Genomic DNA, 12,178 nt, shown 5'->3' on the forward strand with positions numbered 1-12,178 from the left:
ACCCCCAAAAAAGAACAATACAGGAACAAATAAGCATGAAGATTGAAAGGCCGCAACCCTGAATCGCAACAAGGCCCCAATTTGTTGTCGGATAATCAAACGCCCATGTTGCAATTACCCAGCGATCTGGTCTGTTGCCGCCGGGAGGATCCACATGTTTGCTGAAACGCAAAGGCTCGTCGTGCCGGGGGCATCGCTGGCCTACCACCATGCCGAGGCCGAAGCTGCGGCCCGCGGCATCCTGTTGATATCGCATGGCTTGGCCGAACATTCGAAACGATACCGCTCCTTTGCCGAGGCGATGGCAGAGCGCGGCTATCACGTCTATGCCCACGATCATCGAGGCCACGGCGAGACGACGGCGTCCGATGCGCCGATCGGCCGCTTTGCCAGGCGGGGTGGCGTTGAAAGGGTGATCGGCGACGTCATCGCTATGCGTAGCCATGCGGCCTCCCGTCGTCCCGGCCTGCCGGTGATCCTCTTTGGCCATTCGATGGGCGGCCTCATCGCCCTCAACGCTGCCGTCACAGCTCCGGCCGACTTCGACGCCGTCGCCGTCTGGAATTCGAATTTCGCCGTCGGCCTTGCCGGCCGCGCCGCCCAGGCAATCCTGCTTGCCGAGCGCATGCTGAAGGGCTCCGACGTGCCGAGCGGCCTGCTGCCGAAGCTTACCTTCGGCACCTGGGGCAAATCCATTGCCGGCCGCCGCACCGAGTTCGATTGGCTGTCGCGTCTTCCCGATGAAGTCGACAAGTACGTCAGCGATCCACTCTGCGGCTTCGACGCCTCGGTCTCTCTCTGGCTCGATCTCTTCGAGCTGACCTTCCGCGCGCCGCATAAAATCCATCTCGACCGGCTGGCGCGGGATATGCCGATCCATTTGGTCGGCGGCGGAGAAGACCCGGCGACGGAACGTGGAAAAGCCGTGCTCTGGCTGTCAAACCATTTGAAAGGCAAAGGCTTCTCCCGTATCAGCACTGAGATATATCAGGACATGCGGCACGAAACATTGAATGAGATCGGCGCGCATGCGGCGATCGCAGCCTTCGCCGATTGGTGCGACGGGGCCGTCGCAAAGTCCTGAGCGACCAATATCCTGAGTACAGGGATTTTCATCATGAGCAGCACTTCCGCCCGCCCCGTTTCGTCCGCCTCCGACGTGACGACGGGGCTTGTGCTGATGGTTCTTTCGGTGATGGTCTCGCCGCTCATCGATATCTTCGCCAAGCTTGCGATCACGACTGTTCCATCCGGGGAGATCACCGCCGGTCGCTTCGTCGTACAGGCGCTCTGCATGCTGCCGATCGTCGTATGGCGGCGCAGCTTCGCTGAATTCTCCTGGCGCCAGAGCCTGTTCCATGCCATCCGCGGCGCGATCATCACCGTCTCGATGATCTCCTTCGTCACCACGCTGAAATATATGGCGGTCGCCGACGCGATTGCGATCTTCTTCGTCGAGCCGATCATGGTGACGATCCTCGGCGGCATCTTCCTCAAGGAGACGATCGGCTGGCGGCGCTACACCGCCTGCTGCGTCGGCTTCTTCGGGGCGATGCTGATCATCCAGCCGAGTTTCGAAGAGGTCGGCTACATCGCGCTTCTGCCTGTCGTCAGCGCGCTCTGCATCGCGATCTTCGTGCTGATGACTCGGGCTCTCTCGCATAGGGAGGACCCCTGGTCGATGCAATTCCAAATGAGCATCTGGGGCTTGCTCTTCTGTGCCATCCTGCTTCTCCTGGGTCAGGGAACCGGCTCCGACCTCTTCGATCCCGTCATGCCGGAAGGTCGCGCCTGGTTCTACGTCGCCGGCGTCGGTGCCATGGCGGCAATCACTGGCATCCTCGGCGTCTACGCCTACCGCGCAGCACCGGCCTCGACGCTGGCGCCGCTGCAATATTTCGAGATCGTCTCGGCGACGATCTTCGCCTGGCTGGTCTTCGGCGACTTTCCGGATGCCGTCAAATGGCTCGGCATTGCCATCATCGTGGCATCGGGCTTCTACATCCTCTGGCGAGAGCGCCGCTTTGCTTCAAAGCCCGTATCCGATACATCTGAGGTGACGCTGGCGCCGTAGATATTGCCGGGAGGGAACATGACAGAGACCGTGACCAAAAAGCCGCCGCTTGCCGGCATCCGGGTGATCGAGCTTGCCCGCGTGCTCGCCGGCCCCTGGGCGGGACAGATGCTCGCCGATCTCGGCGCCGACGTCATCAAGGTCGAAAATCCCGACGCCGGCGACGATACACGCCAATGGGGCCCGCCCTTTGTCGAGGGCGCCGATGGCGAGAACCTCTCGGCCGCCTATTACCACGCCGCCAATCGCGGCAAGCGCTCTGTCACCGCCGACTTGAAGAGCGCCGAAGGCCAGGACCTCGTCCGCCGCCTCGTCTCCACCGCCGATGTGGTCATCGAGAATTTCAAAGTCGGCGGCCTCGTCAAATACGGGCTCGATTATGACAGCCTGCGCAAGGAGAACCCGAAGCTCGTCTATTGCTCGATCACCGGCTTCGGCCAGAACGGCCCTTATGCCAGCCTCGCCGGCTACGATTATATCGTCCAGGGCATGTCCGGCTTCATGTCGATTACCGGGGAGCCGGGCGGCCAGCCGATGAAGGCAGGCGTCGCCATTGCCGATATCTTCACCGGCATCTACGCCGTCTCGGCGATCGAAGCCGCTCTGATCCATACCCTGAAGACCGGTGAAGGCCAGTTGGTCGACATGGCCCTGCTCGATGTGCAATCGGCCGTGCTCGCCAATCAGAACATGAATTATCTGGTCTCCGGCGAGGCGCCGACCCGCCTCGGCAATGCCCATCCCAATATCTCGCCCTATGAGGTCGTGCCGACGGCGGACGGGTATCTCATTCTCGCGGTTGGAAACGACGGCCAGTTCCGCCGCCTCTGCACCATCCTTGGCCTGGAGACCATCGCCAGCGACGAGCGTTTCGCCACCAACAAGGCCCGCGTCGGCAATCGCGGCGAAGTGCGCCGCCTCGTCTCCACCGAAACGCTGAAATGGCAGAAGGCGGATCTGCTGAAGGCCTGTGAAGAGAATGCGGTTCCATCAGGCGCAATCAACACGATCGAGGAAATGTTCGCCCATCCGCAGGTACAGGCTCGCGGCCTGCGTATCGACCTTGCGGATTCAGCCGGCACCGTGATCCCCGGTGTCAGGACGCCTGTGGTGCTGTCGGAGACGCCGCTGCGTTATATCACGCCGAGCCCGCGCCTCGGCGAACACCAGGCAGAAATTCTGGCGGAACTCGCCGAGCGTGAGAGGAAGGCATCGTCATGAAAAAGGCATTCTCATGAAGAAGACGGGCGGAGAACTGATCGTCGAGGCGCTGAAGGCGAATGGCGTCAAACGTCTCTCCTGCGTGCCCGGCGAGAGCTTCCTCGCCGTGCTCGACGCGTTGCGCGACAGCGATATCGACGTCCTCGTCTGTCGCCAGGAGGGCGGGGCGGCGATGATGGCGGATTGCTGGGGCAGGCTGACCGGCGAACCCGGCATCTGCATGGTGACCCGTGGCCCCGGCGCCACCAACGCCTCCGCCGGCCTGCATATCGCCAAGCAGGACTCGATCCCGATGATCCTGTTCATCGGCCAGGTACAGCGGGAAGCGCGTGAGCGCGAAGCCTTCCAGGAGGTCGAGTTCCGCCGCGCCTTCACCGAATTCGCCAAATGGGTGGGCGAGATCGACGATGCCGCCCGCATTCCCGAGTTCGTCACCCGCGCCTTTGCGGTCGCAACCTCCGGCCGTCCCGGCCCGGTCGTCCTGACGCTGCCGGAAGACATGCTGCGCGATGAAGTCGAGGCACCGCGCGCCAAGCACTATGCCAGTGTCGAGGCCCATCCCGGCCGCCGCCAGATCGACGATTTTTATCTCCGCCTGCTGAAAGCCGAGCGGCCGATGGTGATCCTTGGCGGCACACGCTGGGATGCCGATGCCGTCGCCGATTTTCAGAGCTTCGCCGAGCGTTTCCAGCTGCCCGTCGGCTGCTCCTTTCGCCGGCAGATGCTGTTCGATCATCTCCATCCCTGCTATGCCGGCGATGTCGGCATCGGCATCAATCCAGCGCTGGCAAAGGAGATCAAGGAGAGCGACCTGCTGATCTTGCTTGGCAGCCGCATGTCAGAAATGCCGTCCTCGTCCTATACGCTGATCAATATCCCCTACCCCCAGCAATCGTTGGTGCATATCTATCCCGACGCTTCCGAGCTCGGCCGCATCTACCGTCCGGATCTTGCCATCTGCGCCGCACCTGCCGATTTCGTCGCCGCACTCGCCGATCTGGAAGCGCCGGCCGAACCGCTCTGGGCCGAGCGCACCGCGCGCCTGCACCAGGCCTATCTCGCCTGGTCGAAGCCGCCCTTGAGCGGACCGGGCGCCGTCCATATGGGGCCAATCATGGAATGGCTGGAGGCCAATACCGGGCCGCAGACGATCTTCACCAATGGTGCGGGCAACTACGCCACCTGGGTGCACCGCTTCCATCGTTTCCGCCGCTTCAACACCCAAGCCGCGCCCACCTCCGGGTCAATGGGTTACGGCCTGCCGGCCGCCGTCGCCGCCAAGCGGCTGTTTCCCGAGCGCGAAGTCATCTGCTTTGCCGGCGACGGCTGCTTCCTGATGCACGGCCAGGAATTCGCCACCGCCATCCGCTACGGCCTGCCGATCATCGCAGTCGTCGTCAACAACGGCATCTACGGCACGATCCGTATGCATCAGGAGCGCGAGTATCCCGGCCGCGTCAGCAGCACCGATCTGACCAATCCCGACTTCGCAGCCCTTGCCCGCGCCTATGGCGGCCACGGCGAGACGGTGGAAAGGACGGAGGAATTCGCCCCGGCCTTCGAGCGGGCGCGCGCCAGCGGCAAGCCGGCAATCATCGAGGTCAAGCTCGATCCTGAAGCGATCACACCGACACGCACCTCTCCGAAATCGCACAAACAAAAAGCCGGTGAGCACGCGCAGTGCTCACCGGCTTCAGGCAATCGGAATGGTACGACTTAGTCGAGTGCGGCCGTGATGATAAACTCGACCTTGTATTTCGGCGCAGCGAGCTTGGCTTCGCTGGTGGCGCGGGCCGGCGGATTGGCCGGATCGATCCAGCCTTCCCAGACGGCATTCATCTCGGCGAAATCGGCGATGTCCGCGAGGTAAATGATCGTCTGCAGGATCTTCGACTTGCTGCTGCCCGACGCAGCCAGCAGGCGGTCGACTTCGGCAAGCGAGGACTTGCACTGATCGGTGACGCTTTCGCCCTCGCCGACCTGGCCTGCGAGATAGACTGTATTGCCGTGAATGACGGCGCCGCTCATGCGCGAGCCGACGTCGATACGCTTGATGCTCATCATAGTCTCCTGAGTGAATGGAAGGTGGCGGCGCTGAGGTTCAACGCCGGAAAATCGGCGCCCGGAACGGGACTCAATTACGGATATGGTGGGTCTTCTGGTAAATCGCCGTCGAGCGTGCGCCGGAACGGCAATAGCCGAGCATCGGCCGCGGGAATTCGTCGAGCGCGTCGACCATGCCCTGCACGGCTTCCTCGGTCACGCCCATCGGCCCGACAGGCACGTGGGCGATATTAAGGCCGAGTTCCTTGGCGCGCGCCTCGATAACAGAGAACGACGTCTGGTCGGGACTTTCGTGGTCGGGGCGGTGGCAGACGATCGATTTGAACCCCAGCGCCTTGATCTCGTCGAGCTCCTCAAGCGTGATCTGGCCCGAAACCGAATATTCATCGTCGATCTGGCGAATATCCATCGTCTTGTCTCCTCAAAAATCGTGGGCTGAAGGTCTACGACGGAGGTCTGCCAGCGTCAACAACACTTCGCTCACAGGAAGGCAAAGGTCAGCGCATAGCTGCAGCTCTCGCCCGGCGCCAGCATGTTGAACTCACCGGCGGCCTCTAGCTCGTCGCGCGATATCCACCGATGTGAAACTGGCTCGATGCCGATGATATGGGCCGGCGCCTTCTGGTTCCGCCAGACCTGCAGATGCGGCAGCGTGTCGGCGCGGAAACGCACCCGCAGCGTCCTGTCGCCGATTGCGGCGATCGGCCCGAGGCGGACCTCCGCGAACCCCTTCTCCATCGCCGGCGCCGCGACGCAGAAGATGCCGCCCGGCTGCTCGCCGAATGTCCAGGGAAAACCGCCATTTTCCAGCATCCGGCCTTCGAGCCGCGTGCCCTCGTCCAGCCATTTGCCGCCAGTATTCATGTGGTACATCAGGAAGGTCGGCACCGTCCGATCGCTGGTATTGATGACCCGATCCTCAAGCCGCACCTCGCCGGTCGCCCCATCGATCCGCCACAGCCGCTCGATGCGCTGCGGCAGTCCCTCGACAGTGGTGATGTCGATATCGGCGCGGCATTCGGCATTGCCATTCTCGAACTTCGTCCACAGCACCTTTGCCGCATGGCCGGAGGCCGATCCGTGCAGCGGATAGACCTTGCCGTCGTCCCGGCCGGGGATCGGCTGGCGGTGGCGGATATGGTCCGGCCCGCAGGTGAAGAGGAAGCCCTCGAGCGAGTGATCGATTCGTGGATCGCCGTCATCGGGAATGGCGCGCTTCGGCGCGATGTCGACGCCGTCGACGATGCATCCGCCGATATCCAGCACAGATGTTTCGTCCAGCATCAGGCGCGGCCCGCTTGCGGCGGCAAATTCGATCATCACGGTCTCCTTGGGGAATTGTCGGCCCCTTTTAGAGCGCTAAGCGTCTTTTCGGACGCACAAAGGACGCTCTAACACTTTGAATCAACGCATCATGCTTTGCGAAAAACGGAATCGATTTTCGCAAAACATGATGCGCCAGCGTTAGGTTTCATGCCGCCATTCGTCAATCGGCGTCGCCTGCATCTTGCGTTATTGCAGCAACCGTGGATTTTGCGGAACTGACACAAGGGCGCAAACGTTTATGAGCAAAAGGAAATCTTAGTGATTTTCATATTTTGTTCAGCACGCTTTCATAAATTCCACACTAGCGTCAAAATTCGCAGGTGTGTGTCTGCCAGTCACTGTTCGAGGTATCAGACGTGAATCGCTTTTTGAAGTCGGCATTTTGCCTCGCAGCCGTCCTGGCTGCTCTTGCGGCTACAGCGCCGGAGGCAGGCGCGCAGCAGTTCCGCGATCGCCGCCAGAGCGATATCGTGCTTGTGACGCCGAGCGGCGAAATCCTCGACTATGTTCCAGCTGGCTATATCTACGCCCGCGACCGCAGCGGCAATCGCGTGTTGATCGACGACTATGGCAACGTCGTCGCCACCGAGATGCGTGCGCGGGGCTACTATCCGCCGCGGCCGGGCCCTCGCGAGGTCTATAACGACCAGTATGGCAACGACCCCTATTATTCCGACAACAATCCCGATGGCGATACGCGTTATTCCGAGCGCGGCGCCGTCACCGGCGGCATACCGCGCGATGCGGCGATCGAACGCCGGCCGCTCGGCGACCAGCCCTATCCCGATGACAACAGCATCGGCAATCCGCAACCCGGCGACGACTATGCCTCGATCGACCCCGGCCAGCAGATCCCGCCCGCCGACCAGCCGAAGGCAGCACCTGATGAGCCCGTCATCACGCTGAAGAACAAGTCGAAGCCCGAGATCGTCGCATTACAGGTCTTCCTCGATCGCGCCGGCATCTCTCCGGGCGTCATCGACGGCCATATGGGCTCGAACGTCACCAAGGGCATCTATGCATATGACCAGATGACAGGCTCCAAGCTCGATCCGAACGACACCGACGCCATTCTGGAAGAACTGCGCATGACCGGCGGCTTGCCTGTGGTCAGCTACACGATCACGCCCGCCGATGCGGCCGGCCCCTTCGTCGCCGAGATTCCGGAAGATTATTCGCATAAGGCGCTGCTGCCGTCGCTGGCTTACACCTCGACCACCGAGATGCTCGCCGAGCGTTTCCACATGGATGAGGCTTTCCTCAAGGAGATGAACCCCGGCGCCGATTTCACCGTTGCCGGCACCGTCATCAAGGTCGTCAATCCAGGCGAGCCGAAGAGCGGCGCGGTTGCGCGCATCATCGCCGACAAGGGCCGTAAGCAGGTCTTCGCTTATGACGGCGCCGGCAATCTGCTTGCCGCCTATCCGGCATCGATCGGCTCCACCGACACCCCCTCGCCGTCAGGCACGGTCACCGTCGAGCGCGTCGCCCTCAATCCCGGCTACACCTACAATCCGAAGATCAATTTCCAGCAGGGCGCCAACGACAAGATCCTCAACATTCCGCCCGGCCCGAACGGCCCCGTCGGCACCGTCTGGATGGCGCTCTCCAAGCCGACCTACGGCATTCATGGCACGCCCGAGCCCTCGAAGATCGGCCGCACCCAGAGCCACGGCTGCATCCGCCTGACCAACTGGGATGCCACCGAGCTTGCCAAGATGGTGAAGCCGGGAGTGACGGTCGAATTCGTCGACTGAAATCATTCTGACGACAACAACGACAAGGCCGCCGGATCGCTCCGGCGGCCTTGTCGTTTCAGGTGGGGGCTATATTCAAGCGGCCGAGCGGACCATCGGGCTCGTCACGCGGGCGGATGCCGTCAGCCTCACCGGCAGCTTGCGCATCATTTCCTCGGCAAAACAGGTCGCGTTCTCACGCGCCTTGTCGAGATTGCTGACGCGTGTGGGATCGATCGTGTGCAGCGTGCCGCCACAGTCGAAGATGTCGCGGAAGGCGGAGCGTTCGATGATCGCCGTATCGAGCACCGGCACATGCCGCTCGCTGAGCAGCGACTTAACGACTTGCAGCGCCCGCGTCGTCACCATCGAATTGACGCGGGTGAGCACCACCGAATGACAGATCTTGATACCGGCCTTCTCATCCAGATATTGCAGCAGCTCGAGCACCTGCGCACCGCCGCGCGCATCCATCGCGCAGCCCTGAATCGGGATCAGCACGTGGTCGGAAAGGCCGACGGCGGTGGCAAGCAGCGGATTGCGCGCACCCGGCAGGTCGACGATGAAATAGTCGGTATTGTGCTTGTTCTCGCTGATATGCAGCGGCAGCGACGCAGTTGTGACGAAATCGATCACCGAAAGATTGGGTACATGACCTGATATTTCGTGCCAGCGCGAAATCCAGTGCTGCGGGTCGGCGTCGAGAATGGTGACGCGATAACCTTTGCGGGCAAGCTCGGTCGCGAGCAGCAGAACAGCAGTCGTCTTGCCGGCGCCGCCCTTGGTATTTGCGAATGTGATGACAGGCATTTTCGGTCCTCGGAAGGAATGGTGCGAGCCGGAATCGCTCTTTTACGCACCGTCGGAGCATCGTGCGGTTAATTCATTCTTTCTAATCATGGTTAACAAATTCGAAACACGCGCGGCGAAATTGCAGCCGGTATTTTTCACATCCCTAAAAATAGGGATGCCGCCGGAACGAAAAAGGCCTGGGAAACCGCGGTTTTCCAGGCCAGTCTGTTGGTCCGCTCTTATGCCGTCAGAAGCAATCTTTGAATAGTGCCTTGGTATTTTCAAGCGTCAGCGCAACCGGGTTGCCGCCGGCGCTCGGATCTTCGATCGCCATGGCCGACAATTCGTCGATGCGGTCGGCAGCGATTCCCATCGCCGACAGCGTCTCCGGCACGCCGAGTTCGGAGCGGAGCTTCAGCACATAATCGTAGAATCCGTCGAAACCGCCCGAAATGCCGAGATAGGCGGCGGCACGGCCGATCTTCTCCTCGATCGGCTTGCGGTTGAAGCGCAGCACCGCCGGCATCACCACCGCGTTGGTCATGCCGTGATGGGTGTTGTAGACGGCGCCGATCGGGTGCGACAGCGCGTGAATGGCGCCGAGCCCCTTCTGGAAGGCGACCGCGCCCATGGCGGCAGCGGCCATCATGTTGGCGCGAGCCTCCAGATCCGTGCCTTCCCTATAGGCGCGCGGCAGGAATTCCTTGACGAGCCGCATGCCTTCGAGCGCGATGCCGGCTGACATCGGGTGATAGAAGGGCGAGGAATAGGCCTCCAGGCAATGGGCGAAGGCATCCATGCCGGTGCCGGCCGTGATGATCTTCGGCATGCCGACCGTCAGTTCCGGATCTGAAATGACGACGCCAGGCAGGAACTTCGGATGGAAGATGATCTTCTTCACATGCGTTTCGGAATTGGTGATGACGCTGGCGCGCCCGACTTCCGAACCGGTGCCTGCCGTTGTCGGCACAGCGACGATCGGGGCGATGCCGTCCAGGCTTGCACGCGTCCACCAGTCGCCGATATCTTCGAAGTCCCAGACCGGCCGCGTCTGGCCGGCCATGAAGGCGACGCACTTGCCGAGATCGAGGCCAGAGCCGCCGCCGAAGGCGACGACGCCGTCATGGCCGCCATCCTTGAAAGCCCTGACGCCAGCTTCGAGGTTCTTCTCGTTCGGGTTCGGATCGACATCGGCAAAGATCGCCCGGCCGAGACCGGCATCTTCGAGGATATCGAGCGCAGTCTTGGTGATCGCCATCGAGGCAAGGCCACGGTCGGTGACGAGCAGCGGCTTCTTGATGCCGAGGCTCTTGCAGGCGTCAGCCAGTTCCGCGATGCGGCCTCGGCCGAGCTTGACCGATGTCGGATAGCTCCAGTTTGCGGTGATGTTGCTGCTCATGCTGTGACTTTCTTCAGATGGAAGGATTTCGGGCGCGTCAGATTGTGGAAGCCGATGATCGACAGCGAGCCGCCGCGGCCGGTCTCCTTGACGCCGGTCCAGCAAAGCGCCGGATCGAGATAGTCTGCGCGGTTCATGAAAACGGTGCCGGTTTCGATCTCGCGGCCGAGCCGCCCTGCCCGCTCGGCATCCCTGGTCCAGAGCGAGGCCGTCAGCCCGTACTGGCTGTCGTTCATCAAAGCGAGTGCCTCCTCGTCGCTCTTCACTTTCATGATGCCGACTGCCGGACCGAAAGTCTCCTCGCGCATGAAGGCCATCGAGTGGTCGACATCGACGAGAATCTGCGGTGCGAGATAAGCGCCGCCGTCATCCTGGGGGAAAAGCTTGGGATCGACAAGCGCTTTGGCGCCCTTGGAAACCGCATCGGCGATCTGCTCGCGCACCACCTTGGCGAAGCGCTTATGTGCCATCGGCCCGAGCGAGGTTTCCGGATCGAGCGGATTGCCGAGCTTGTAGTTCGATACCCAGGCAACCGATTTCTCGACGAAGGCGTCGTAGAGCGATTCATGCACATAGATGCGCTCGATGCCGCAGCAGCACTGGCCGGAATTGTAGGTCGCGCCATCCATCAGCGTGTCGACGGCCGCCTCGAGATCGGCGTCCTCCATGACATATCCCGGATCCTTGCCGCCGAGTTCGAGGCCGAGGCCGGTGAAGGTGCCGGCAGCCGCCCGTTCCATCGACCGCCCGCCTTCGACCGATCCGGTGAAGTTGACGAAATTGAAGCTGCCGGCGGCAATCAGCGCTGACGTCGTTTCATGATCGAGAAAGACGTTCTGGAACACATCCTCGGGAACGCCGGCCTCGATGAAAGCCTGCACCAGCCTCTCGCCGACCAGCAGCGTCTGCGAGGCATGCTTCAGCACGACGGTGTTGCCGGCCATCAGCGCCGGCGCAATCGTGTTGATCGCCGTCATATAGGGATAGTTCCATGGTGCTACGACGAAGACGACGCCATGCGCCTCGCGCTCGATGCGCCGCTCGAAACGATCGCTCTCCTCGACGACAACAGGCGCCATCGCATCCGCCGCGATCGAGGCGACATAGTTGGAACGCTCGTTGAAACCCTTGTATTCGCCGCCGTACTTGATCGGCCGGCCCATCTGCCAGGCAAGCTCCGGCACGACGACATCGGACATCTCGTTCAGCCGCGCAGCACCCTTCAACACCAGTTGCACACGCTCTTCGAGCGGCCGCTTCGCCCAGCCCTTCTGCGCCTTGCGCGCACGCGCCACGACGTCCTTAGCGGCGTCGAGCGAAAGGGCTGCGCGCTCGGCATAGACCGACCCGTCAACCGGTGAAATGCATTGGATCATTGCCATGATCTGTTCCTATCCTCGTATTCTTCAAAATTTGAGTGAGGCCGTGGCCCCTCATCCGCCTGCCGACACCTTCTCCCCGTAAACGGGGCGAAGGGGATATGCCGCACCGGCTTTCCCCAACATCGACGCTGCGTTTGGCACGTCCCCTCTCCCCGTTTTTACGGGGGTCCGTAGGACGGGTCGA

At 61.9% G+C, this 12,178-nt stretch carries 10 protein-coding genes and 1 pseudogene; 5 read left to right on the forward strand and 6 right to left on the reverse strand.

Annotated elements, in window-relative coordinates:
* Window positions 1-154: 154 nt before the first annotated feature.
* From AC2444_RS14575 to AC2444_RS14590, 4 genes and pseudogenes are all read left to right on the forward strand, one after another.
* Window positions 155-1,084: an alpha/beta fold hydrolase gene (locus AC2444_RS14575; protein ID WP_012758313.1), complete on the forward strand. Its 930-nt coding sequence runs from the start codon at window positions 155-157 to the stop codon at window positions 1,082-1,084.
* Window positions 1,085-1,117: 33 nt separating this feature from the next.
* Window positions 1,118-2,074, forward strand: a complete 957-nt coding sequence (locus AC2444_RS14580) for a DMT family transporter (protein WP_012758314.1) — start codon at window positions 1,118-1,120, stop codon at window positions 2,072-2,074.
* 18 nt (window positions 2,075-2,092) lie between these two features.
* Window positions 2,093-3,295, forward strand: a complete 1,203-nt coding sequence (caiB, locus tag AC2444_RS14585; protein ID WP_012758315.1) for a succinate--glutarate CoA-transferase — start codon at window positions 2,093-2,095, stop codon at window positions 3,293-3,295.
* 13 nt (window positions 3,296-3,308) lie between these two features.
* Window positions 3,309-4,966 (forward strand): annotated as a pseudogene (locus AC2444_RS14590) (thiamine pyrophosphate-binding protein).
* A gap of 45 nt (window positions 4,967-5,011) precedes the next feature.
* On the opposite strand, the gene AC2444_RS14595 reads toward AC2444_RS14590, so the two are convergent.
* The 3 genes from AC2444_RS14595 to AC2444_RS14605 all read right to left on the reverse strand — a co-directional run bounded on the left by AC2444_RS14595 (window position 5,012) and on the right by AC2444_RS14605 (window position 6,679).
* Window positions 5,012-5,356 (reverse strand): RidA family protein, encoded by a 345-nt coding sequence (locus tag AC2444_RS14595; RefSeq protein ID WP_003541466.1) that lies wholly within the window; start codon window positions 5,354-5,356, stop codon window positions 5,012-5,014.
* A gap of 73 nt (window positions 5,357-5,429) precedes the next feature.
* The gene (locus AC2444_RS14600; protein ID WP_003541467.1) at window positions 5,430-5,768 is read right to left on the reverse strand and encodes a protein tyrosine phosphatase family protein; all 339 of its coding nucleotides are present in this window, start codon (window positions 5,766-5,768) and stop codon (window positions 5,430-5,432) included.
* Window positions 5,769-5,839: 71 nt separating this feature from the next.
* Window positions 5,840-6,679, reverse strand: coding sequence for an aldose 1-epimerase family protein (locus tag AC2444_RS14605; RefSeq protein WP_012758317.1), 840 nt, complete (start codon window positions 6,677-6,679; stop codon window positions 5,840-5,842).
* A gap of 362 nt (window positions 6,680-7,041) precedes the next feature.
* Between AC2444_RS14605 and AC2444_RS14610 the strand changes: the two genes are divergently transcribed.
* Window positions 7,042-8,442: a L,D-transpeptidase gene (locus AC2444_RS14610; protein WP_012758318.1), complete on the forward strand. Its 1,401-nt coding sequence runs from the start codon at window positions 7,042-7,044 to the stop codon at window positions 8,440-8,442.
* A 75-nt stretch (window positions 8,443-8,517) separates the two neighbouring features.
* Here the strand turns inward: AC2444_RS14610 and AC2444_RS14615 are convergent, their stop codons facing one another.
* The 3 genes from AC2444_RS14615 to AC2444_RS14625 all read right to left on the reverse strand — a co-directional run bounded on the left by AC2444_RS14615 (window position 8,518) and on the right by AC2444_RS14625 (window position 11,994).
* Window positions 8,518-9,231 (reverse strand): ParA family protein, encoded by a 714-nt coding sequence (locus AC2444_RS14615; protein WP_012758319.1) that lies wholly within the window; start codon window positions 9,229-9,231, stop codon window positions 8,518-8,520.
* Window positions 9,232-9,460: 229 nt separating this feature from the next.
* Window positions 9,461-10,612, reverse strand: a complete 1,152-nt coding sequence (locus AC2444_RS14620; RefSeq protein ID WP_012758320.1) for an iron-containing alcohol dehydrogenase — start codon at window positions 10,610-10,612, stop codon at window positions 9,461-9,463.
* The gene (locus tag AC2444_RS14625; RefSeq protein WP_012758321.1) at window positions 10,609-11,994 is read right to left on the reverse strand and encodes an aldehyde dehydrogenase family protein; all 1,386 of its coding nucleotides are present in this window, start codon (window positions 11,992-11,994) and stop codon (window positions 10,609-10,611) included. Before AC2444_RS14625 ends, AC2444_RS14620 begins: the two co-directional genes overlap by 4 nt.
* Between the last annotated feature and the right edge of the window lie 184 nt (window positions 11,995-12,178).

The organism is Rhizobium sp. WSM1328 (assembly GCF_057653715.1).